At 60.3% G+C, this 23,885-nt stretch carries 22 protein-coding genes; 19 read left to right on the top strand and 3 right to left on the bottom strand.

Features of this window, described 5'->3' with window-relative positions; genetic code table 11:
• Nucleotide 1: 1 nt before the first annotated feature.
• The 11 genes from AC07NK_RS00820 to AC07NK_RS00770 all read left to right on the top strand — a co-directional run bounded on the left by AC07NK_RS00820 (nt 2) and on the right by AC07NK_RS00770 (nt 12,104).
• Nucleotides 2-160, top strand: a complete 159-nt coding sequence (locus AC07NK_RS00820) for a hypothetical protein (protein WP_495168673.1) — start codon at nt 2-4, stop codon at nt 158-160.
• A 499-nt stretch (nt 161-659) separates the two neighbouring features.
• A complete protein-coding gene (locus AC07NK_RS00815; RefSeq protein ID WP_495168672.1) occupies nt 660-1,835 on the top strand; it encodes a sugar transferase in 1,176 nt (391 codons plus the stop codon).
• 43 nt (nt 1,836-1,878) lie between these two features.
• Nucleotides 1,879-3,180, top strand: coding sequence for a nucleotide sugar dehydrogenase (locus AC07NK_RS00810; protein ID WP_495168671.1), 1,302 nt, complete (start codon nt 1,879-1,881; stop codon nt 3,178-3,180).
• Between the two features lie 5 nt (nt 3,181-3,185).
• On the top strand, nt 3,186-4,250 hold the full coding sequence (locus tag AC07NK_RS00805; protein ID WP_495168670.1) for a Gfo/Idh/MocA family protein: 1,065 nt from the start codon (nt 3,186-3,188) through the stop codon (nt 4,248-4,250).
• Nucleotides 4,247-4,804, top strand: a complete 558-nt coding sequence (locus tag AC07NK_RS00800) for an acyltransferase (protein ID WP_495168669.1) — start codon at nt 4,247-4,249, stop codon at nt 4,802-4,804. Before AC07NK_RS00805 ends, AC07NK_RS00800 begins: the two co-directional genes overlap by 4 nt.
• Nucleotides 4,755-5,906 carry a DegT/DnrJ/EryC1/StrS family aminotransferase gene (locus AC07NK_RS00795; protein ID WP_495168668.1) on the top strand — a complete coding sequence of 384 codons (1,152 nt, stop codon included), beginning with the start codon at nt 4,755-4,757 and terminating at the stop codon, nt 5,904-5,906. Before AC07NK_RS00800 ends, AC07NK_RS00795 begins: the two co-directional genes overlap by 50 nt.
• Nucleotides 5,894-7,054, top strand: coding sequence for a glycosyltransferase (locus tag AC07NK_RS00790; protein WP_495168667.1), 1,161 nt, complete (start codon nt 5,894-5,896; stop codon nt 7,052-7,054). Before AC07NK_RS00795 ends, AC07NK_RS00790 begins: the two co-directional genes overlap by 13 nt.
• A complete protein-coding gene (locus tag AC07NK_RS00785; RefSeq protein ID WP_495168666.1) occupies nt 7,032-8,471 on the top strand; it encodes a lipopolysaccharide biosynthesis protein in 1,440 nt (479 codons plus the stop codon). Before AC07NK_RS00790 ends, AC07NK_RS00785 begins: the two co-directional genes overlap by 23 nt.
• Nucleotides 8,472-8,475: 4 nt before the next feature.
• A complete protein-coding gene (locus AC07NK_RS00780) occupies nt 8,476-9,735 on the top strand; it encodes an O-antigen ligase family protein (protein WP_495168665.1) in 1,260 nt (419 codons plus the stop codon).
• Nucleotides 9,732-10,928 carry a glycosyltransferase family 4 protein gene (locus AC07NK_RS00775; RefSeq protein WP_495168664.1) on the top strand — a complete coding sequence of 399 codons (1,197 nt, stop codon included), beginning with the start codon at nt 9,732-9,734 and terminating at the stop codon, nt 10,926-10,928. Before AC07NK_RS00780 ends, AC07NK_RS00775 begins: the two co-directional genes overlap by 4 nt.
• Nucleotides 10,929-10,934: 6 nt before the next feature.
• A complete protein-coding gene (locus AC07NK_RS00770; protein WP_495168663.1) occupies nt 10,935-12,104 on the top strand; it encodes a glycosyltransferase family 4 protein in 1,170 nt (389 codons plus the stop codon).
• Between the two features lie 79 nt (nt 12,105-12,183).
• Here AC07NK_RS00770 and AC07NK_RS00765 read toward each other — a convergent pair whose 3' ends face one another.
• The 3 genes from AC07NK_RS00765 to AC07NK_RS00755 form a co-directional block, all read right to left on the bottom strand.
• Nucleotides 12,184-13,017 (bottom strand): class I SAM-dependent methyltransferase, encoded by an 834-nt coding sequence (locus AC07NK_RS00765; RefSeq protein WP_495168662.1) that lies wholly within the window; start codon nt 13,015-13,017, stop codon nt 12,184-12,186.
• 86 nt (nt 13,018-13,103) lie between these two features.
• Entirely contained in the window at nt 13,104-14,795 is a 1,692-nt protein-coding gene (locus AC07NK_RS00760) for a right-handed parallel beta-helix repeat-containing protein (protein ID WP_495168661.1), read from the bottom strand.
• A gap of 50 nt (nt 14,796-14,845) precedes the next feature.
• On the bottom strand, nt 14,846-15,748 hold the full coding sequence (locus tag AC07NK_RS00755; RefSeq protein WP_495168660.1) for a UDP-3-O-(3-hydroxymyristoyl)glucosamine N-acyltransferase: 903 nt from the start codon (nt 15,746-15,748) through the stop codon (nt 14,846-14,848).
• Nucleotides 15,749-15,936: 188 nt separating this feature from the next.
• Between AC07NK_RS00755 and AC07NK_RS00750 the strand changes: the two genes are divergently transcribed.
• The 8 genes from AC07NK_RS00750 to AC07NK_RS00715 all read left to right on the top strand — a co-directional run bounded on the left by AC07NK_RS00750 (nt 15,937) and on the right by AC07NK_RS00715 (nt 23,848).
• Nucleotides 15,937-16,704, top strand: coding sequence for a hypothetical protein (locus AC07NK_RS00750; protein ID WP_495168659.1), 768 nt, complete (start codon nt 15,937-15,939; stop codon nt 16,702-16,704).
• A 64-nt stretch (nt 16,705-16,768) separates the two neighbouring features.
• On the top strand, nt 16,769-17,911 hold the full coding sequence (locus AC07NK_RS00745; protein ID WP_495168658.1) for an N-acetyl sugar amidotransferase: 1,143 nt from the start codon (nt 16,769-16,771) through the stop codon (nt 17,909-17,911).
• Entirely contained in the window at nt 17,908-18,522 is a 615-nt protein-coding gene (gene hisH / locus AC07NK_RS00740) for an imidazole glycerol phosphate synthase subunit HisH (RefSeq protein WP_495168657.1), read from the top strand. Before AC07NK_RS00745 ends, hisH begins: the two co-directional genes overlap by 4 nt.
• A 3-nt stretch (nt 18,523-18,525) precedes the next feature.
• On the top strand, nt 18,526-19,302 hold the full coding sequence (locus AC07NK_RS00735) for an AglZ/HisF2 family acetamidino modification protein (RefSeq protein ID WP_495168656.1): 777 nt from the start codon (nt 18,526-18,528) through the stop codon (nt 19,300-19,302).
• Between the two features lie 12 nt (nt 19,303-19,314).
• Nucleotides 19,315-20,355: a polysaccharide biosynthesis protein gene (locus tag AC07NK_RS00730; protein WP_495168655.1), complete on the top strand. Its 1,041-nt coding sequence runs from the start codon at nt 19,315-19,317 to the stop codon at nt 20,353-20,355.
• Entirely contained in the window at nt 20,352-21,452 is a 1,101-nt protein-coding gene (wbjC, locus tag AC07NK_RS00725; protein ID WP_495168654.1) for a UDP-2-acetamido-2,6-beta-L-arabino-hexul-4-ose reductase, read from the top strand. The genes AC07NK_RS00730 and wbjC overlap by 4 nt, the downstream gene beginning before the upstream one ends.
• Nucleotides 21,453-21,459: 7 nt before the next feature.
• Complete coding sequence (gene wecB, locus AC07NK_RS00720; protein ID WP_495168653.1) at nt 21,460-22,593, top strand: non-hydrolyzing UDP-N-acetylglucosamine 2-epimerase; 1,134 nt, start codon at nt 21,460-21,462, stop codon at nt 22,591-22,593.
• A 19-nt stretch (nt 22,594-22,612) separates the two neighbouring features.
• On the top strand, nt 22,613-23,848 hold the full coding sequence (locus AC07NK_RS00715; protein ID WP_495168652.1) for a glycosyltransferase family 4 protein: 1,236 nt from the start codon (nt 22,613-22,615) through the stop codon (nt 23,846-23,848).
• Nucleotides 23,849-23,885: the final 37 nt, after the last annotated feature.

The raw sequence follows: 23,885 nt of genomic DNA, 5'->3' as shown, positions 1-23,885 counted from the left end.
GATGGGTTCCGCTGTCGTGTCGCCCGATGGCAAGCGTGAGATCTTCATCAAGGACCGGAAGGCGGCGCCGCATAAATCAGACTTTGGACTCGCCCGTAAGCGCGAGCATCAGCTGCGGGCCTATGCCCGGAGCGATGGCCAGCTGGACCTCAGCCCGTGACGCTTCGCATCCAATCTCTTAATGCCGACGCCGTTCTGACCTCGCTGGAAACATACGCATATCCAAAGCTGGCCAAAATGCGCCAGCGCGCGCCCGGTTTTATCGACAGGCATCAGTTGGAATTGCGCACGAGCGGCGCTCAGCGCGGCTCTGCCACCCATCACCCACATCATCCTCGACAAAGGCTGTTTGATCGGTAAAGCGTCGCGACGATCGCAAAACGCAAATGGGGGTGTCAACCATTGTTCCGATCGCGTTGTGAGACAGCGCAATGCGAGAATGTCGAACGATGCATGGGATTTGCGGTGGTATCCAGGCGTCGGTCGGATCTTTGTGCTGCGATGGTCTATCTTTGGCGCCCGTCGCCTGCAGCGTTTGTTGATAGGGCTTAATAGCAGTGACGCAGGAATCGGCTTTACAAAGGAACCATTGGTATCGCCTCCGGTGGCAGATCGTCTCCGGGGTGATCGCGGCAACTTTGCCGATTATCGCTCGAATTTTGCTGATCGACCATTCGCTGGAGCAAGGCTTCAACGCCCTTGTCAATGCATTCTGGGGCGGATTGATCGCGATCCTTCTCGGCATCTTGCTGATCCGCAATGTCGGACGCTATCCTGGTGTTGAGCGCGCATCGGCAATTATTCCGGGCTTTTCAGTGTCATTCGGCATCCTTGTCGTCTCGTTGCTGATGCTTCGGCTCGACTATAGCCGTTGGGCGCTGGGTGGCGCCTATTTCTGCGCCATCTTTATCTTCTACCTCGGTTATACGCAGATCTTTGGCCGTAGACGGCTCAAGATCGCCGTGATCCCGCTGGGAGACGATATTCGATCCTTGCTGGGAATCCCTGGGATCGACTGGATCGTTTTCGAATCACCCGATCGCACGCTGCCAGTTGTTGATGCGGTGGCGGTCGACTTGCGAATCGACTTGCCGGATGCCTGGGATCAGCGGGTTGCCGATCTCGCGCTGACCGATCTGCCGGTCTATCACAGCAAGCATCTGATGGAATCGCTGACGGGCCGGGTCGAACTCGAGCATCTGTCGGAAACCAGCTACGGCACCTTGTCACCGCCCGACAATTACATGCTCCCAAAGAGCATCATCGACCGGCTCGCCGCCGCAGTCGCGCTGGTGATCCTCGCACCCTTCCTGGGCGTCGTGGCGATCTTGATCCGTTTCGATTCCAGCGGGCCGGCGATCTTCCGCCAGGAGCGCATTGGGTTCCGTGGCGAGCCGTTCACGGTCTACAAGTTCCGCACGATGCGAACCCGCACAGTCGACCAGGCTGGCGCGCGCGATGACGCGATCACGCGCGCCAATGACGACCGTATCACACGCCTTGGCCGTTTCCTGCGGCGCAGCCGGATCGACGAGCTGCCCCAGATCATCAATATCCTGAAAGGTGAGATGAGCTGGATCGGCCCGCGTCCTGAAGCGGCCGTGCTGTCGAAATGGTATGAAGACGAAATCCCCTTTTACCGCTATCGGCACGTCGTTCGACCCGGCGTGACCGGGTGGGCGCAGGTGATGCAGGGGCATGTCGCCGACGTCAGTGAGGTTCGCAGCAAGCTCTATTACGATTTCTACTACATCAAGAATTTCTCGCTCTGGATCGACAGCCTCATCGTGTTCCGCACGATGATGACGATGCTGACCGGGTTCGGGGCAAAATAGGGCGGCAGATGCTGCCAGCGACAGGACTTTATTTGAGGAACTTATGACGACAGCCGAAGTGATCGAGAAGTTCGAGAAGAAGACCGCGACTATCGGGATCGTCGGACTGGGTTATGTCGGACTGCCATTGGCGCTGCGCTATTCGGATATCGGCTACCGCGTCCTCGGTTTCGACATTCATGCCGGCAAGGTTGCGAAGCTGAACGGTGGTGAGACGCTGATCGAGCATATCCCGTCCTCCGCCGTCGTCGCGGCATGTGCTGCCGGCTTCAGTGCCACGACCGATTTTGCCCGGATCGGCGAGGCCGACGCCCTGATCCTGTGCGTCCCGACGCCGCTTACCAAACACCGCGAACCCGATCTGTCGTTCGTGCTCGATACGCTCCAGTCGCTGCTGCCCTATCTGCGCAAGGGCCAGGTCGTTTCGCTCGAGAGCACCACCTATCCCGGTACCACCGACGAGGAACTGGGCCCGCGGATCGAGCGTCAGGGGCTGAAGCTCGGCGAAGACATCTATCTCGTCTACTCGCCCGAGCGCGAGGATCCGGGCAATCCGGATTTCACCACCAATACCATCCCTAAGATTGTCGGTGGCCGTACGTCGGCCTGCCTCGATGTCGGCATGGCGCTATACGGGCAGGTCATCGACAAGCTCGTGCCGGTGAGCTCGACACGCGCAGCCGAGCTCACCAAGCTGCTCGAGAACATCCACCGCGCGGTCAATATCGGCCTCGTCAACGAGATGAAGATCGTCGCCGACAAGCTCGACATCGATATTCACGAAGTGATCGCGGCCGCCGCCACCAAGCCGTTCGGCTTCACCGCCTATCAGCCCGGCCCGGGCCTGGGCGGTCACTGCATCCCGATCGATCCCTTCTACTTGACGTGGAAGGCGCGCGAATATGGTGTCCACACCCGCTTCATCGAGCTGGCCGGCGAGGTCAATTCGGCCATGCCCGATTATGTGATGATGAAGCTCGCCGGCGCGCTCAACGACCGTCGCAAGTCGATCAAGGGCACGAAGGTCCTGGTGCTCGGCATCGCCTACAAGAAGAATGTCGATGACATGCGCGAATCGCCGTCGGTGATCCTGATGGAGAAGCTGCGCGATGCCGGTGCCGAAGTCAGCTACAGCGACCCGCACGTGCCGGTGTTCCCGGAGACGCGCGAACATCATTTCGACTTGTCGAGTGTCGAGTTGACCGATGCCAATATCGGCGAGTTCGACTGCCTTCTGCTCGCGACGGACCATGACCGGTTCGATTATGACCTGATCGCCAAGGCGACGCTGATCGTCGACAGCCGCGGGCGCCTGCCCGCTGCGGCGAATGTGATCAAGGCTTGATCGCGATGCCCGTTTCAAATCCCGTCACCGGACGCAAGGTCCGCTTCGCCCTCGTCGGCTGCGGCCGCATTTCGAAGAACCATCTCGGCGCTGTCGCAGCCCATGCCGACGATGCCGAACTGGTCGATGTCTGCGACATCGACGCGGCAGCGCTCCAGGCTGCGGTGAACGAGACCGGCGCGACCGGCCACACGTCGCTCGACGCGATGCTGGCGAGGACGACTGCCGACGCGGTGATCGTCACCACGCCGAGCGGGCTGCATCCCAACCAGACGATCGCGATCGCGCGCAGCGGTCGTCACGTCGTGTCGGAAAAGCCGATGGCGACACGCTGGTCGGATGGCCTGCGCATGGTCCGCGAATGCGACGAAGCCGGTGTGCAGCTGTTCGTCGTCAAGCAGAACCGCCGCAACGCGACGCTACAGATGCTCAAGCGCGCGGTCGAGGGCAACCGGTTCGGCCGCATCCACCTGGTCGCGCTCAATGTCTTCTGGACCCGCCCACAGGACTATTACGATGCCGCCAAATGGCGTGGAACGTGGGAGTTCGACGGCGGCGCGCTGATGAACCAGGCCAGCCACTATATCGACCTGCTCAGCTGGCTGATCGGTCCGGTCGAGAGCGTGCAGGCCTATTCGGCGACGCTCGAGCGCAAGATCGAGGCGGAGGACACCGCGGTCGCTGCCCTGCGCTGGCGCTCGGGCGCGCTCGGCAGCCTCAGCGTCACAATGCTGACCTATCCCAAGAACCTTGAGGGCAGCATCACCATCCTGGGCGAAAAGGGGACTGCGCGGATCGGTGGCGTCGCGGTCAACGAAGTCAAGGAATGGCAATTCGCCGAACCGCACCCCGACGATGCCGGTATTGCCGAGGCAAGCTACGAGACGACGTCAGTCTATGGCTTTGGCCATCCGCTCTACTATCGCAACGTCATCGACGTGCTGCGCGGTGAGGCCCAGCCCGAAACCGATGGTCGCTCGGGGTTGCAATCGCTCGAGCTGCTGACCGCGATCTACCGTTCGGCGCGTGACGGTGTGCGCGTGCCGCTGCCGCTGGAGCGGGGGGAGTGAGCATTCACGAAACCGCGATTGTCGACGCTGGCGCAACGATCGGTGAGGGGACGCGCATCTGGCATTGGGCACATGTCTGTTCAGGTGCCCGCATCGGTGCAGGCTGCTCGCTCGGGCAGAATGTCTTCGTTGCCAACGATGTCGTCATCGGCAACAATGTGAAGGTCCAGAACAACGTGTCGGTCTATGACGCCGTCCGGCTCGAGGACGATGTGTTCTGTGGCCCCAGCATGGTGTTCACCAACGTCTACAACCCGCGCTCAGCGGTTGCCCGCAAGGACGAATACCGCCCGACGCTGGTGAAACGCGGCGCGACGCTCGGCGCGAACTGCACCATCGTCTGCGGCGTCACGATTGGCGAAAACGCATTTGTCGGCGCAGGCAGCGTGGTGAATCGCGACGTCGCGCCCCATGCGCTGATGGTCGGCGTGCCGGCGCATCGCATCGGGTGGATGTGTCTGTGCGGCTTGCGGTTGGCAGGCAAAGGGGAGGTCCGCTGCGACTGTGGGCGGACATACACGATCGATACGGAAAGCTGCATTCTCCATGACTGATACGATCGAATTCATCGACCTCAAGGCGCAGTATCGCAACCTCAAGCCAGCGATCGACGCGCGGATCGCGAGCGTGCTCGACCATGGCCGCTATATCATGGGCCCCGAGATCGGTGAGCTCGAGGCACGCTTGGCCGCGTACGTCGATGTCGATCATTGCATCGGCGTCGCGTCGGGCACCGAAGCGCTGCTGATCGCGCTGATGGCGCTGGGCGTCGGCCCGGGCGACGAGGTCATCACCACGCCCTTCACCTTCGCCGCGAGCGCCGAAGTGATCGCACTGGTCGGTGCTACGCCTGTGTTCGTCGACATCGACCTGGCCGACTGTAACATCGATGCGACGCTCATTGAGGCCGCGATCACCCCGGCGACGAAGGCGATCATGCCGGTGTCGCTCTACGGCCAGTGCGCCGATATGGATGCGATCAATTCGATCGCCGCGCGTCACGGCATCACGGTGATCGAGGATGCCGCGCAGAGCTTCGGCGCGACCTACAAGGGCCGGCGCAGCTGTGGTGTCTCGACGATCGGCTGCACCAGTTTCTTCCCGAGCAAGCCGCTTGGCTGCTATGGCGATGGCGGCGCGATCTTCACGACCGACGCCGGCCTGGCCCAGGTGATGCGCGAGATCCGCGTCCATGGCCAAAGCAAGCGCTACCAACATGACCGCGTCGGCGTGGGCGGGCGGCTCGACACGCTTCAAGCCGCGATCCTGCTGGCGAAGCTCGATACATTTGATGAGGAAATCGCAGCACGCGTTGAGATTGGCGATCGATATGTTGCGATGCTGGCGAATATCCCGGGCGTGGAGACAATCCGGGTAGCGGACGACCGGACGTCGGTTTGGGGTCAGTTCACGATTTGCCTGGACCGTCGGGAAACTGTCGTGAGCGCCTTGAAGGAGGCCGGCATCCCAACGGCCGTTCACTATCCGATACCTCTCCACCACCAGCGTGCATATGCGACGACAAGCCGACAGGCTGGTTCGCTGGCAAAAAGCGAAAGAGCGGCCGAGCAAGTCCTGAGCCTGCCGATGCATCCTTATCTGAGCGCGGAGATGCAATTGCGAGTGGTCGAGAAGATCAGGTCATGCATGTCCTGATACTTCCAAGCTGGTACCCGAGGTTCGACGGCGATGCAGAGGGTAGCTTCTTTCGGGACCAGGCACAGGCGCTTGCTGCGCGAGGGTTGCGGGTCGGCGTAGTCTTTGCCGACCTGCGGGGACCGGGGCGGTATTTCCGTCTTGGCCGGGAATCCGGCCTGGCCGTCAAGGCCGATGGGATGCTGAACGAAGTCCGATCGCACGGCTTCAACTGGTTTTCCCGAAATGCAGCCGGTTATCGCACGTTATGGTGCTGGCACGCCCGACGCGCGTTCGATGTCTACTGCGAGCGATTTGGCAAACCGGATATCATCCATGTCCATAGCATGGAACCGGCCGCTCATTTCGCGGCGCAGGTGAAGGAACGTTACGGTATTCCATTTGTAACTACTGAACATTCGACATACCATCTTGCAGTATCAAATTCTTCAAGCTCGAAATTGATTTATTCACAGCTGGCTAGCGCCAGCAATGCGAATTTGGCTGTATCAGAAATATTTGCTGAAAAGCTAAATAATAGCTATGGAGGGAGTTGGTCATACCTTCCTAATATTGTTTCAGAACGATTTTTATCTTACCCAATGGTCAAAAGATTTGACGGTCGTCCCCGCATTGTCTCGGTAGCTTTATTATCGCGTCGAAAAAGGATGGACTTGATAATCGGTGCTGTATCCCTGCTAGGGAAAAGAGGCATTGATGCAACTTTGACTATCGTAGGGGATGGTATTGAGCGACCTCACCTGGAACATCTTGTCGACGATCTGAAACTTCGGGCGCAGGTGAAGTTTGTCGGCCAAGTCGCTAGCACGGAAATGCCCGCCGAAATGGCGAAGGGAAACCTACTCGTCTCGGCCAGCGAGCGGGAGACGTTTGGCGTGACCCTGGTCGAAGCGATGGCGCTTGGAATGCCGGTCGTGGCAACTCGCTCCGGTGGGCCAGAAAGCATCGTCACAAGCGATGTTGGGCGATTGGTTGATGAATGGAGTGTGGAGGCGGTCACGGATTCGATCGAGGAGATCGTAACAAGTGCTGACGGCTTTCACCCGGCGGCCATCCGTGCGAACTGCGAATCGCGCTTCTCGGCGGCGGTCATCAGCGAGGCGCTGGACGCCCTCTACTCCAGGGTTGTTTACCGTGCTGCGCGGTAGCGGTGGTCTGGGCGCGATCATCATCGCGGCCGGGCCGCTCGGGTCGGCACTCTTCAGCATCGTCCTGACGTTCATAATATCCTGGAACTTCGTCCCGGAGATCGTCGGCCTTCTGGCTATCCTGGAGCTGGTTGCGCTGTTTTTCGTGATGGTGTTCACGCTGGGCCTGGATCAAGCCTATGTCCGGGAACATGCCGGCGCTGAAGATAAGGCGACGTTGTTCGCGGCGGCTATCCTGACACCTTTGGCATTGGCGACAGCTTTCGCCATAATGACAGCCATTGCGCTTTCGACACTTCATGTCGCCATCCTGCCGAATATTGGCTGGACGGGTACGGCGATAGCGTTGCTCTACGGTGTCTCGAGTCTCGTCATTCGAATGTTGTCGACCTCTCTCAGAATGAGTGCGACGCCACAGCTTTTCGCCGTTCTTCAAGTGGTACAGCGCGGCGTTGCCCTCGTATGTCTGGCATCGGCGCTATCGATGACCGCTACAAGATCCCCTCTGGTCGTTCTGGCCTGCTACTTGACGGGTGCGTTGGCGTCAGTCGCTCTTCATCTCTTGGCTTGTCGGCGCCAGATCGTCACCGCAATTGCAAGCCGGTTTCCGCTGCCGCTGTACAAGTCCCTGTTGGCGTTCGGCCTTCCCGCTGCCGCATCCGCGTTTCTCTACGCGCTGCTTTCATCATCCGACCGGATCGCCATGGCATTCTTCGGCACCGCCAGGGACCTTGGAATATACGCGGTGGCGCTCAGTATCGCCGGATCGGTGACGATCTTCACCTCGATCTTCACCATCATCTGGGCTCCCTTCGTCTACGGCAACGAGGTGCGCGCCAAGGATGCCGCAGTCATTCAACCCTATCTGGATATCGCGACCCTGCTGACGTTTCTGGCGGGCGGGGCGATCGCCACGATAGCATGGTTCTTTCCGTATATCTTTCCGAAGGACTATTCGGGCGTCGCCTATCTCGTCCCTGCCTGCATGGCGTTGCCGCTGCTGTATATCCTGGCTGAAGCGTTCGGGATCGGAATAGGCGTGTCGCGGCGGATGGGGTACGCGATGCTGGCGAGCGCTATGAGCGCGGCCGTTGCATTCTCCGTCAGTTTCTTGCTGGTTCCCGGTCTGGGCGCTAAGGGTGCCGCAGCCGGCATTCTCGCCGGGTCGCTATGCTTCCTGATCACTCGGACTGAGATCGCTGCCCAACTTTGGTATCGCTTGCCAAGCCGTAGAATGTACGCCCTGGCAATCGTCTATGTGATCGGCGCCGCTGTGTCGCTGTCGTGGGGTGAACGTCTCGGGGCATTTTTCCCGCTCTATTGGGCGGTTTTTTGTGTCGGGTGTCTGGTAGTGTTCCAGCATCGGCTCGTGGTGGGCATTGGCTTGATAAACCGAACTCTTCTGCGGAGAAACTGACGCTGTGCCGCGGCTTTTTACCTATCTGCTTTGCACGGTTATCATCGCGACGCTGGCGGGCGGCGCGGGGGGCTCGTTCCAGCCGGCGCGCGTGGTCCTCATCGCGTCTGCATTACTGCTGCTAATCTCATCGAAGGAACCGGCGGCGCCGGCCAGGATGACAAGGCAGATGTTGACGATGGCGGGGGTCATGGTCTTGGGCGGCGCGATATCGCTGTTCTGGACAGTCGATGTGCTGGGCGGGTTGGGCATCCTCCTCGCGATAGGCGTCGGCGCCCTGTCGCTCTATATCGTCATGCACAGCGATCTCAGCCCGCTGGGGGTCAGCCGTTTGATGACGGCATGGCTCGTCGTCATCGGACTGTCGTTGTGTGTCGCCTTCTACGAACTCGCCACCGGCAACCACTTCCAGTTCGCGCTCGACGATCGAACCATCAGAGGGCTTGGGCAATTTCCGTTCGCGTCAGTCTTGTTCGGAAACTACAATGACTTCAGCGCTTGGCTCTGCCTCGGCCTGCCGATCACTATGGGCATGTTTCTCGAAATGCGCAGCATCGGCAAACGCCTATTGGTATTGGCCGTTAATCTCGGGCTGCTTGCGGTTGTATTCGTCAACACGAGCCGCGGCGCACTCATCTATGCTTCATTGGTTTGTGTCGTCTATTTCGTGCGGTTCCGAACCTTTCGGACCTACGCGATACCGGTCCTTCTCTTGGCGATACCGTTCATCCTGATCCGCTATGCGGACGCGATCAGGGATCTCTATGGTTTGGCTACGCTGCGATTTGAATATATCGGTGCGACCGACGAATCATACGATCAGCGATCGGGTCTGATCGGTGCGGGGATCGAAGGGTTGATATCGACCTTCGGGTTTGGGATCGGCGCGGGTGGATTTGAAGAATATATCATCGATTACTATAATTATCTAATTCCTAATCCACATAATATCTTCCTCGAAATCGCCGTTAATTTTGGTATTATTCCACTCATCTTATTTGTCGTAATGATCGTGAAGCTATTTCTCACAGCGTTGTCCCGCCGGGATATTCCTGAAGGCTTCCGGATGGCGGTACTGCTCGGTGCGCTCGGGGTTCCGATCATCGGCGTCGTTCCGAGCCAGGCCATTGGCTATGTCTATTGGTGGGTGTGGCTTGCAACGCTTTGCGCGATGGTCGATGTGCGCATGCCGCCACAGGCCTTGGGATATTTCGGCACTGCGGAGGATCGGCAGGCAGATATTGGCCGGAATGTTCCAGTATGAAGATTCTCATGATCTGCGAGTTCTTCGACGACGCGCTCGACTATCAGGAAAACATGCTCGCCCGCTGCTATCACAGGGCAGGCCACGAGGTGACGGTCGTCGCATCGACGATCCGGGTGCTGGGCGACTATGTGAACGACAGGGATCGTGGCCAGGGGCCAGGCACCGAAGACAATCATTCATGGGGCCGCCTGATACGGGTTCCGTTTCGCCGCAACATCGCGCATCGATTGAAGTGGTTCGAACCGATCCTTCCGATCATCAGGGAAGTGCAGCCGGATCTGCTGTATTTCCACGACATCATCCCGAACATGTCCGAAGGCGTACGTTACGTGCGCGAGCATCCCGATTGCGCGATGATTATGGACTATCACGGAGACCATACCAATTCGGGCGCGAACTGGGTGTCACGCAAAATCCTGCATAGCGTCATCCGGCGCCGCATGCTCGATCGAGCCCGCCCTTATCTGAAGCGGATACTTCCCGTGACACCGGGGAGCGCGACGTTCCTGCGCGAGCTGTACCATATTCCGGATGCGGAAATGGATTTGCTGCCGTTAGGAACCGACCAAGTTCTTGCGCGCAGCGTCCTGGCGAGCGGCGCGCGCGGTCAGATCCGGTCGGCGCTCGGTATTCCCGACGATGCTCTGGTCGTGTTCACCGGTGGTAAGCTCGCGCCGTACAAACGCACGGAAGCCGTTCTCGAAGCCGTCGGTGACCTCCCGGGTGCGCCTATCCACGTCATCCTGGTCGGGACCGCCGACTCCGCCTACCAGACTTACGACGAACGCGTCGGCGCGCTCGTGGATCAAGATCCGCGGATCCATCGAGTTGGCTGGCAGGATCGAGCCGGCCTCTATGCGCATATGGCGGCCGCTGACGTCGCGATATTTCCTGCGGGCCAGTCCGTATTATGGCAGCAATCGCTCGGGATGGGGCTGCCGCTGATCGTCAGCGAGCGATCGGAGACGTTGCGGGGAACGCAACCCGTGGGATATCTGAACCGGCACGCCAACCTGATCGTCCTCGATACGGAAGAGCCTCTGCGGGTCCAGATCGCTCGCGAGCTGCAACGGCTGCATCGGGATCGCGACGCACTGAAACGCATGTCGGACGGGGCATCGCGGACGGCAGCGGAAATCCTCGACTATGACGCGATCGCGGCAAGAACACTGACATATTGCGGAGGTTGAGCGACTGTGGCGTCGGAACATGGGTCGGCCGTCGGCATGCCGACGAGGAAGACCATTCTTTTCATCGGCACTGTCCCGCCCCCGATTACCGGGCAGTCGCTGGCCTGTGCGGTCTTCCTGCAGGAACTGGCGAAACATTATGATGTCCGCGTCATCAACATCAACAAATCCGACCTCGCCAGTGGCGGATTCGTCTGGGGGCGCGTCAAGGAGATCATGGGAATCCTGCGGCAGGTGCGACGCGAGGCCGATGGTGTTGACGGGGTCTATTTCACCATCACGGAATCGATCCTCGGCAATGCGAAGGATCTTCTGATTTATCTGACGTGTCGTCGCCTTCTGCCGAATACGGTCGTTCACCTTCATGGCGGTGCGGGCATGATCCGGCTGCTGCACGGACCGGTCGGTGTGATCCGGCGACTGAACGCAGCCTTTCTCAGGCGCATGGCGGCCGTCATCGTGCTCGGCGATCGATTGCGGCGCGTCTATGACGGTGTCATCGCGCCGGACAAGCTGCGTGTCGTGGAGAATTTTGCGGAACAGGAGTATCAGCTTCCCGCGGAGTTGGTTCGAGCCAAGTTCCTCGAACGCGGGCGGCTGCGCGTCCTGTTCCTGTCAAACATGATCGCCGAAAAGGGCTATCTGCTGCTGCGCGACGCCGTCCACGCTTTGGAACGTGACCATCCCGGTGCAGTACAGCTGGATTTCGCCGGTGCGTTCGTGACCGAGGACGACAAGGCCGATTTCCTCGCGTCGATCGCCGATCGACCCTATGTGCGCTATCACGGCGTGGTCAACGGAGAGCGCAAGAAGCAGTTACTGCAGCAGGCGCATGTCCTCGCATTGCCGACCTATTATCCGTTCGAAGGTCAGCCGATCAGCATTCTCGAAGGTTATGCTGCGGGGTGCGCAGTCCTGACCACTGATCATAGCGGAATCTTCGATATCTTCACGCCGGGCGAGAACGGTTGGGAGGTCGAAAAACATTCGGTCAATTCGATCAGGCAGGCGGTGGAAACCTGCCTGTCCGACAACGCGAAGCTCGTCGCGATCGCGCAACACAACGCCGACGTGGCAAAGACCCGGTTTACGGCGGAGCGCTATAATGAGGCCCTGCTTTCCATCATAGGGGAGGCGATCACAGAACGGGATCGACCTGTCGCGGTAACGGCGTAGAGCGCGGCGACGTGGTTTTCTGCCCATCCCCATGCAGCCGTCTTGCCTGAAGCAAGATCGGCTCGATTGAGTGCAGAATTCAGTCGGACTTCTTCAGGACCATCGCGCAGCTGGCCGGGCGCAGCTTCTGCCAACCCGTCGTCGCGTGATAGCGAACTTTCCATGCGAAGAGCCGGCTGATCATCGCATCGACCAGGGTTGCGGTCCTGTCGTTGAACACGTCGGAGCGAATGCGACCGAAAGTCAGGCGGGTCAGCGGAAAGTCGCACAACGTTTCCTCGACGATGGCGAAACCCGCTCGTCGGGCAAAGTCCTCGAGAATGCGGAGCGGAATGCCGCGTTCGTTCTTCGTCAGCCCGGTTCGCGGTTGGCGCCAGTCGCCCATCGAAACGATGGGTTCGCGCAGGACAAGATGGCCGCCCGGCGCAAGCGTGCGGTGCAGCTCGGACAACACGAATTCGACGTTGGCGATGTGATGGAGAACGCCGAAGCTGGTCGCGACGTCGAAACTAGCATCGTCCGCCGGGATCACTCCGGAGATTTGCGGCTTGATGTAGCGCAGGGGGATGCCGTCCAGCGTGTCGTGGACGAACGCCGACGACGGATCCAGGATCGTGATGGACTGCGCACGCGGCAGCAACGGGCGAAGCTCCTCGCCATAAGCGCTGCCCAGACCCAGGATCCGGAGGGACGATTGCTCGGGCAGATGCCGGAAAGCATGCTGGCGGTTGAGTTCATGGTATTCGTAACGGTACGAGCCGCTATCCTTCGCGCCCAGATCGGCATAGCCTTCCGCTTCCTCATCATACCATCTTTGCAGGGCGTCGAGTTCGAAGTCGTTGCCGTAGAGACGCGTGCCGTCGAGGAAAGCGGACATATGGCGATCGTTGATCTGGTTGGTGTTGGCGTTCATAACTACTTCCGATCTCATGTGTCCTGGCCGGCATACGCATCGCGGTCCTTTGATGCCAGGTGTTCCGCGTCGTGCGCGAGGGGCCTCTAGCGGGGCGGCATGACGGCCTGTTTAGCGAAGGCGTGCAGCAAGGCCGAGAGGGTTGCCCGCGCCTCCACGTCCACGACGGAACCGCCGGATGGTGTGGGTACGTGTGGTAGCCGCAGGCCGACCTTTTCCCATTGCCCCTCGGGTATGTCGGCAGAGCGATGGAACGCCATCATCATGGGATGCGCGCCCCATCCCGACGATCGCCAGCGCCCGGGATCGTCCCCTGCCGATCCGGTGCAGGCGAACGGGAGGATGACGGGCGCGATCGGCGCGGGCTCGAAGGCGGATTGGGCGGGACAGGTCGCAGCGGGCACCGTTGAGACCGGCAGATAGTGGCGAGCATGACCGACCGGGAAGCGGATGCTATGCGATCCGCGCAGTGCCGCGGGACCACGACCCGCGAAGAAGTTCGCAGCGAGGTAGTGCGCGTTTGGCCCGATTGTCGTCCGATTGAGGATGATGTCCTCGCCGATATTCGACACGGCGAGCGGGTCGTCGTTTCTGAGCACATAGGCATCCGCAGCCACCGCATCTTCCGGCATGACGAAGTGGTTGCCGATGGACACGACCTGGGTTTCGGCTGCCGTTTCGGCAACTCTGATCCAGCGGCTCGCGCCTTTGCTCAGGTAAACGCGGTTTCCGATGGCGTTAACCCGCCCCTTGTCGGACAGTCTGACGTTGTCGCCGCCATATCCCTCGAAATAATTCGAAAACAGGTCGAGGCTCGAATCCCGGAGGTCGATCCCGGCGCTGCCGAAACTTTCGAACGAACTCTGGGCGATGCTGACCTGGCTTCCTCCCTCCAGGCTGAGGCCTGTCGATCCCGGCACCGCCGCCGCCGTCAGCTTCAGTTGTGTGATGACGAGATTGTAGATCGGTGGAAGCGCCGAAGATGCCGAGACCTGCAGGCCGATCATGCAATCGATGACACAGGCGTCATTAATCCGGTGATAATAGCCGTTTTCATATCGCACCCCGGTCCGCCAGGACTGGATGACCGCGCCGCCACACAGCCGCAGGGCCGCGTTTTCGCCGGTCACCCGAATGCCGGCGCCGGTAGACAATCGTGCAGGGCCGATAATGGCGCAACCGTCGATGGTTAGCTGGCTGTCCCTGACAAGGATGCCCGATGCGACATCGTGATCGAAATACAGGCCGGCCTGGTGGCCATCGAGCGACGGGATGTTGCCGGAGCGTTGCTGGGCACCGCGAAGCGTCATCGGCGCTGTGATCTCGATGGGCATCCGGCCCGCCGCGTTGATCCGGTATCCGCCGTCCACGATCAATTCGCCGCGGCGTTCCGACGCGATTTGCAGACCGCGTTGGACTGCAGCGTAGCTGTCCGATCTTGCCGAAGGATCGGCTCCCGATATCCCCGACAGTTCGATTTGTTTGGACGCCACCTCTGCCCAGTTACGCGTGCGCGTCCCTTCTTCCGGATATTTCAGTCCGAGCGACGGCGATGCATCGCGCGCAAGCGCCGACTTCATGGAGGCCAGGCCATCCTGCAGTCGCTGCAGCGCTGCGGGTGAATCGGTGTCGGTGCGTGTTCCAGCCTCAGGGTCGGCCCTCGTCTGAGCAGCATTAAGCGCGCCGGGCGCGCCCATTCCAAAAGCAAGAAGAATCGATTTCAAGAAAGGCCGGCGTGATGAGCGTCCTGACCGGATGGTTTCAATCGTGGGTTTCATAATCCGTCTTACCACTCTGCCGCTTGCCTCATGCTGAACGCGTCACAGGCTTATGGCGCGCGTTCGCCGAGGCACTTTGCGGGCGTTCCTGCATAGACCATCCCCGCATCGCAGTCCTTCCGAACCAGCGTACCAATCCCGACCAGCGCTCGATCGCCGATCGTTACGCCGTTCATGATCGAACTGTTTGGTCCGATCCATACGCCCCGGCCGACATCGACACTGCCGCTGATCTCTGCGCAGGCGGTGATCAGCGTCCCTCGGCCGATGCGGCAGTTGTGGGCGATATGTACACAATTGTCCGTCTGAACATGATCCTCGATGATCGTGGGGTTCAGAGTTCCTGCCGCAATTGAGTTGAGCGCGCCGATATGTACATTGTCGCCGATAACCACGCCCCCAACATGCGGAAGACGGACATTTTCGAAGTTCCCGAAGCTCTCGACACCGAATCCTGTCTCGCCGATCACGCTATTTGATCCGATAACGCAGTCCTGTCCGATGAACACATCGGGGCCGATGGTAACCGAATGACCGATGCGGGTGCCTGGACCGATCCGACAGCCGCGTCCGATGACGGTGCCGTGCCCTATCCTCACGGTTTCGTGAATCGTGGCGTCGGTAGATACAGGATGCTCCTCCCCGCCGCCGATGGCTGCTGCCCGTGCAACCAATGCATTCGCGGTGTAGGCAAAGGTCAGCCGGGGATTCTCCACGATCAGCAGAGGCATATTGATATCGCCTCCGATTTCCGGAGTTGTTATTAGCAAGGCGTCGGCGAGGGGAATCTCGCCTTCGGTAAGTGCCCGTTTGGCAAAAGCGAGGCTTCCGCGCCTCATGCTGTTTGCCGAACTCAACTGCAGGATAGGGAGACTTTCATTGCAGTTGCGGAGTGAGGCATCACCTATTTTCAGAGCTAACCGAAGAACTTCGCCGGAATTCGACTGAAACATGAAACCACCTCGCCACGCGCAGCGCCCTAACTTTCGTCGCCGTGTTCTCGGTTGCGCTGAGCGGATTTAGCTAGCACCGATGCCGACATCGCGGCAAGGACATCCACAAACGGCGGCGCATCAGCGCGTGCCGGAAGATAAGTCGGTGTAACCGATGCCAAAGCGCATGATATCGGTGGAGACTATTTGTGACTGAACGAACTAAATGGGCGCAAACCGCATTCCCCGCGCGGGAGTATGAAGCGTTGCTTAAAGCACTGCTTGCGCTTGGATACAGGGACGTGATGTTGCCGGAGCTGGATCGCGAGCAGCGACACATGTTTCTTCGTCATGATGTCGACTTGTCTCTCGATTATGCGTTGCGTCTCGCGCGCCGCGAAAGCGATATCGGCGTGCGTTCGACCTATTACGTTCTCGTGTCGACGTCGTTCTATTCTATCGCGGCAGCCGATAGTCGCAAAATTCTGTCCGAGATCATTGATCTGGGCCACCACGTTGGCCTTCATTTTGACGTAGAACAGTATTCCGTCCAATCGGACGATCTGGATGATTGCGCGCAGCGAGAATGTGATTTGCTTGCCCGATGCGCGGGAGCGCCGGTAGAGTCGGTATCCTTTCATCGGCCCGCGCCGGCGTATTTGAACCGCTCAGGCTCAATCGCGGGGCGAAGGCATTGTTATGAGCCTGCCTTTTTCAGCGAGATCGGTTATGTCTCCGATAGCAATGGTGCGTGGCGCCATGGGCATCCGCTTGACCATCCTGCCGTGGCGCAAGGACGTGCGATTCAGCTTCTGACCCATCCTATTTGGTGGTGTAACGAGGCTCCGCTTTCCACGGTTGAGACGATGGATCGCTTCTACGCGGCCGGTCGGGAAGATTTGTTGAGGTCGCTCACCGGAACGGTCACCGCATATCGACACGCGCTGGATGGTCGGGCTGAGGCGCACTGCCTGTGACCTTAAGGAGCTTGGCAGCATTCCGGACTGCGTCTAGAGCGCTTTCCTCGAGATTTGGAGTTTGGTGGTGACGGGCAGGCCGTATCAGATTTGTCAAAACTGCATTATGGACACCAGCGACGCGGGTATCGTTTTCGACGAGCGGGGTCGGTGCGATTATTGCAATAATTACTACGACAACATCGTTCCTAACTGGCATCCCGACGAGCGAGGCGAGCGGGAGATCATGGCGCAGGTCGAGCGGATCAAGCGCGATGGCAAGGGGCTGGATCACGACTGTCTGATTGGGCTTAGCGGTGGCGTCGACAGCAGCTATGTGACGTATATCGCAAAAGAAAAATTTGGATTGCGTCCTTTACTCTACCACGTTGACGCGGGTTGGAACTCTCAGCAAGCGGTCAACAATATCGAGAAGCTCGTCGACGGGCTTGATCTCGATCTATTCACCGAAGTCGTCGACTGGCCTGAGATGCGCGATCTGCAGCTCGCTTTTTTTAAGGCGAACGTGCCACACCTCGACACGCCGCAGGACCATGCGTTCTTCGCTGGCCTCTACAATTTCGCCGCGAAGAATGGGATAAAGTACATCCTGACCGGTGCGAACTACTCCACGGAATGCGTGCGCGAGCCGCTGGAATGGCATTATCACGCGACCGATCTTCGGCAATTAAAGGATATCCATCGCCGGTTCGGCACGCGACCGCTGAAGAAGTTCCCGCTTGCGGGCATCTTTCGCTTCAAGATCTGGTATCGCTTTGCCAAGGGCGTCCAGGTGGTGAAGCCGCTCAACTCCATCCCCTTCCACAAGGAGGAGGCGATGCAGGAGCTGGTCGACAAGTTCGGGTGGCAGAAATACGCGCACAAGCACTATGAATCGCGCTTCACGCGCTTTTATGAAAGCTACTGGTTGCCGACCAAGTTCGGGTACGACAAGCGCCGCGCGCACTTCTCCAGCCTGATTCTGACCGGCCAGTTGAGCCGGGATGAGGCGCTCGCAAAGATCGCGGTCCCGGCGTACGATCCAGATACGATCGCCGAGGATTTCGAGTATATCGCGACCAAGCTCGGCATCACGGTCGATGAACTGCGGTCCTATCATGAAGGGCCGAAGAAGACGTTCCGCGATTACAAGAATGACATGGGCATGATCCATCTCGGCACGAAGGTGCTTCGCGCCGCGGGCATCCAGCGAGCGATCATCCGGTGATTTCGATCATCGATTATGGGTTGGGGAACATCGGCGCGTTCCTCAACATGTACAAGCGAATGAATGTGCCGGCGAAGTCCGTCCGCACGGTGGACGAGCTGGCGGACGCGACGCGCATCGTGCTGCCCGGTGTCGGCGCGTTCGATCATGCGATGGAGTTGCTCGAGGCCTCGGGCATGCGCCCGCTGCTCGAGGAAAAGGTGGTCAGCGACAAGGTGCCGGTGGTCGGCATTTGTGTCGGTATGCAGATTCTGGCCGACACCAGCGAGGAAGGGCAGGGGCGCGGTCTTGGCTGGGTGCCTGGCACGGTGCGTCACTTCCGTTCGATGCCGACACCTGATGACCTGCCGCTGCCGCACATGGGGTGGAACGACGTCGCGCCGACGAACGATGGTGGTCTGTTCAAGGGGTTGGAGCAGGACGCGCGCTTCTATTTCCTGCATTCTTTCTATTACGAGCCTGCGGATCTGGCAGACAGGGTCGCGAGCGCGACCTATGGTACCTCGTTCGCTTGCGCCGTGCGGCGCGATAATGTGTGGGGCGTGCAGTTCCATCCCGAGAAGAGCCATCATTTCGGCGCGATGCTTCTCAAGAATTTTGCGGAGCTCTGAGTCATGCTGCGTCCGCGCATCATTCCTTGCCTGCTGATCCACGAAGGCGGCCTGGTGAAGACGGTCGGGTTCAAGGATCCCAAATACGTCGGTGACCCGGTCAATGCGGTCAAGATTTTCAACGAGAAAGAAAGCGACGAGCTCGTCGTGCTCGATATCGACGCGACGGTGAACGGCGTCGAGCCGGATTTCGCGGTCATCGCGCATCTTGCCGCTGAATGCCGAATGCCGCTCTGCTATGGCGGCGGCGTACGCACTGCGGCGCAGGCGAAGCGGATCATCGGCCTGGGCGTCGAAAAGGTCGCGATCAGCGCCGCAGCCGTTGAGCGGCCGGAACTGATCAGCGAAATCGCGGCGGAGATCGGAGGCCAGAGCGTGGTGGTCGTGATCGACGTCCGCAAGAAGATGGTGGGCGGCCCTGAGGTCCGTACGCACAACGGGAAGAAAGCGCACAAGCTGGACCCGGTCGCCTTTGCGCAGGAAGCGGTACGGCTCGGAGCCGGTGAGATCGTGGTCAATTCGATTGACCTCGATGGGACGATGAAAGGCTATGACCTCAAACTCGCCAAGCGGATCCGCGACGCGGTACGCGTGCCCGTCACCTTCCTGGGCGGCGCCGGCTCGCTGGCGGATATCGAAGCACTGATCCGCGAAGTCGGCGTCGTCGGCGCATCGGCAGGCAGCCTGTTCGTGTTCAAGGGCGCCTATCGAGCGGTGCTCATCAACTATCCCAACCCGGATACCAAGGAACAGATGGTGCGCGCCGCGCTCGCCGCCTGACAGAGGACCCACATGTTCGACGATAAGACCCTGCTCATTACCGGTGGGACCGGTTCCTTTGGCAACGCCGTGCTGCGGCGCTTTCTCAACTCGGGGCTGCGCGAGATCCGCATCTTCAGCCGTGACGAGAAGAAGCAGGACGACATGCGCAAGCTGTACAACAGCCCGCGCATCAAATTCTATCTGGGCGATGTGCGCGACGAGCGCAGCGTCGGGCCGGCGATGCGTGGCGTCGATTACCTCTTCCATGCCGCCGCGCTGAAGCAGGTGCCGAGTTGCGAATTCCACCCGATGCAGGCGGTGCGCACCAACGTGCTGGGCACCGAGAACGTCCTGTCCGCCGCGATCGCCGCCGGTGTCGAGCGGGTCGTCTGCCTGTCCACCGACAAGGCGGTCTATCCGATCAACGCCATGGGCATCAGCAAGGCGATGATGGAAAAGGTCATGGTCGCCTCGTCGCGCAATCTGGAGGGGACTGCCACCACGATCTGCGGCACGCGCTATGGCAACGTGATGGCTTCGCGCGGGTCGGTTATCCCGCTGTTCGTCGACCAGATGATCGCGGGTCGGCCGATCACGATCACGGACGGCGACATGACGCGTTTCATGATGACGCTCGACGATGCGGTCGAACTGGTGCTGTTCGCGTTCGAGAACGGATCCAATGGCGACATCTTCGTTCAAAAGGCACCGGCAGCGACCGTCGACACGCTCGTCGCCGCGCTGAAGGACCTGCTTGGCAAGCCCGGGCATGACGTGCGCACGATCGGCACGCGTCACGGCGAGAAGCTGTTCGAGAGCCTGTTGAGCCGCGAGGAACGCGCCGTCGCCGACGATATGGGCGACTATTTCCGCGTGCCACCCGATGGGCGCGACCTCAACTATGACAAGTTCGTCGAGAAGGGCGAAGAGCGGCTGAGCCATGGCGAAGAGTATAATTCGCACAATACCCATCGCCTCGATGTCGAGGGGATGAAGGCGCTGCTGCTCAAGCTGCCGCTGATCCACAAGGTGATGAAGGGTGAGCCGGTTTCCGAGGATGCCTACGCATGAAGGTGCTGGTCACCGGCGCGCGGGGGTTCGTCGGTCAGAACCTGGCGGTCCGGCTCGGCGAACTTGGTCATGAGGTACTGGCGATCGGCCGTGAGGCGGATGATGCGGCTTGGGCTGTAGCGGCGGGGGATGCCGAAGCCATCATTCACCTGGCCGGCACCAACCGCCCGCTTGACCCCGCCGAGTTCGAAACGGGCAATGTCGGCCTGACGCAACGGTTGTGCGACCTGCTTGCTGACGCGAGCAACGCCGCGCCGATCGTGTACGCTTCATCGATCCAGGCGGCGAGCGACAATCCCTATGGCCGCAGCAAGGCGGCAGCCGAACGGGTGCTGCTTGACCATGCGCAGTCGACCGGTGCGCGCGTGGCGGTGTTCCGCCTGCCCAACGTGTTCGGCAAATGGGCGCGTCCCGATTACAATTCCGCCGTCGCGACCTTTTGCCACCGCATTGCTCGTGGCGAGATGATCGAGATCCATGATCCTGCCGCGCCCCTGCGGCTCGTCTATGTCGACGATGTGATCGATGCGTTCCTGCCGCTGCTGGGCGGCGCGTTCGATGCGGGTCATAAGGACATGGCACCGGTCTATGAAACGACCGTGGGCGAAGTCGCCGATCTCATCCGCGGCTTCCCCGCAAGCCGTGACACGATGGTCACGCCGCGGGTCGGCACGGGCCTCGTGCGCGCGCTCTACTCGACCTATCTCAGCTATCTGCCGGTCGACGCGTTCCATTATGACGTGCCGATCCATGCCGATCCGCGCGGCCGCTTTGTCGAGATGCTGAAGACGCCCGATAGCGGGCAATTCTCCTATTTCACCGCCGGCCCGGGCATCACCCGCGGTGATCATTATCATCACAGCAAGGTCGAGAAGTTTCTCGTCATTTCGGGCAAGGCACATTTCGGGTTTCGCCACATTGGAACCGGCGAAGGCCACGAGATCATTGTTGATGGCAGCGAGGGGCGGATCGTCGAGACCATCCCGGGCTGGACCCACAACATCACCAATATCGGCGAGGGCGAGATGGTCGTCATGCTGTGGGCGAACGAGATCTTCGATCGCGCCCGTCCTGACACGATCGCCATGAAGGTTTGAGGCGCACATGAAGAAACTGAAGGTCATGACGGTGGTCGGAACGCGCCCGGAGATCATCCGGTTGTCGCGCGTGCTGGCAGCGCTCGACCGTACCTGCGACCATGTGCTCGTCCATACCGGCCAGAATTACGACTATGAACTGAGCCAGGTGTTCTTCGACGATCTGGGGTTGCGCAAGCCCGATCGCTTTCTGGAAGCGGCCAGGGGCAGCCCATCGGCGACGATCGGCAACATCCTGATCGCGATGGACGAGGTGCTGGTGGCGGAAAAGCCCGACGCCTTGCTCGTATTGGGCGATACCAATAGCTGTCTGTCAGTGATCCCGGCCAAGCGCCGGCGCGTTCCGATCTTCCACATGGAAGCGGGCAATCGCTGCTTCGACGCGCGCGTGCCGGAGGAGACGAACCGCCGGATCGTCGATCACACCGCCGACATCAACCTGACCTACAGCACCATTGCGCGCGACTACCTGCTTGCCGAAGGACTGCCGCCCGACCGGGTCATCAAGACCGGCAGTCCGATGTTCGAGGTGCTCCATCACTATATGGACCGGATCGATGCGTCGGACGTGCTCGACCGCCTGGGCCTGAGCGAAGGCGAGTATTTCGTCGTCAGCGCGCATCGCGAGGAAAATATCGAGTCCGACCGGACATTCTTCCGCCTGGTCGACATCATCAATGATCTGGCCGAGCGCTATGACCGTCCGGTCATCGTCTCGACCCATCCGCGCACCAAGAACCGGATCGACGCGGCGGGCGTCTCGTTCCACGCCAATGTCCAGCTCGGCAAGCCGCTTGGCTTTCACGACTATGTCCGTCTTCAGAAGTCGGCCAAGGTGGTGCTGTCGGACAGCGGCACGATCACCGAGGAATCCTCGATCCTCAACTTCCCCGCGATCAACATCCGCGAGGCGCATGAGCGACCCGAAGGGATGGAAGAAGGCACCGTGATGATGACCGGGCTCAGCCTGGAGCGCGTCCAGCAGGCCATGACGATCCTGGAAAGCCAGTCACGCGGCGACACCCGCGACCTGCGCCTCGTCGCCGACTATTCGATGCCCAATGTGTCGGACAAGGTGGTACGCATCCTGCACAGCTACACCGACTATGTGCGTCGTGTGGTGTGGCGCGAATACGACTGAACCGGTCGGGCGACATCCCATGCGCATCCTGATCGTCAGCCACTATTTCTGGCCAGAAAATTTCCGCGTCAATGACCTGGTAGAGGAACTGACGCGACGCGGCCACTTGGTCACGGTGCTAACCGGTAAGCCCAATTATCCCGAAGGACGGATTTTCCCTGCCTATCGGGCAGATCCTAAGGCCTTCGCGCGGTTTGGCGACGTGCCAGTCGTGAGGGTGCCCATCATCCCGCGCGGTGAAACCAGCATCGGCCTGCTGCTGAGCTATGTTAGTGCTGCGGTGAGTGCGTCGCTGATTGGCGCCTGGAAATTGCGTGGGCGCAGGTTCGATGCGATCTTCGTCTTTCAGCCCTCCCCTATCACGACGGCGCTGCCGGCGATTCTGCTGCGGAAGCTGAAGCGGGCTCCTGTGCTGCTGTGGATCCTCGACATCTGGCCCGACACGCTAGCCGCAATCGGCGTCATCAAGTCGCCGCGTCTGCTTTCGATGGTCGGCGCGATGGTCCGCTTCATCTACAAACGATGCGACCGTATCCTCGTTCAATCGCAGGCGTTCGAGCATAAGGTGGCAGCGCTGGCCGGCGGCAACGCCAAGATCCGCTATTTTCCTGGTTGGGCCGAGGGCGTCTTCAAGGCAGGCACCCCCGCGTCGCCGGCGCCTGAACTCGCTCCCTATCAGAAAGACTTCAAGATCCTGTTCGCCGGCAATATCGGCGAGGCGCAGGACTTTCCGGCGATCCTGCAAGCCGCGGAATCGCTGCGGGACACGCCGGGACTGCGCTGGATTGTGGTCGGCGACGGTCGCGCCGCGCCGATGCTGAGGGACGAGATCGCGCGCCGCGGGCTTGAGAACAGCGTTATTCTCGTCGGACGACATCCGCTGGACCGGATGCCGTCCTTTTTCGCCGGAGCGGACGCGCTGCTCGTAACCCTGCGTCCTGAGCCGATCTGGGGCATGACGATCCCTGGCAAGGTCCAGAGCTACCTGGCAGCCGGCAAGCCGCTGCTCGCGATGCTGGATGGCGAGGGCGCGAGGGTCATTGAAGAAGCCGGGGCGGGATTCGTGGCACCCGCCGGCGACGGAGAGGCGCTGGCGAAGCAGGTCCGGAGGCTGATGTCGCTGGATGCGCGATCGCGAGCCGAGATGGGCCAGGCCGGTATGCGCTACGGCGAAAATGCTTTCGGGCGAGGGCGTCTGATGGACGAACTCGAAGGTTGGATGCACGAGGTTAGCGTACGGTTGCCTAAGGGGTAGTGCTGATCCGCTTCCGCCAAAAGCGCAATTGTGGATC

Source organism: Sphingomonas sp. GW821-FHT09B04 (genome assembly GCF_059418285.1).
Note: the sequence above shows the minus strand (reverse complement) of the source record. Positions and strands in the feature narration are given on the sequence as shown.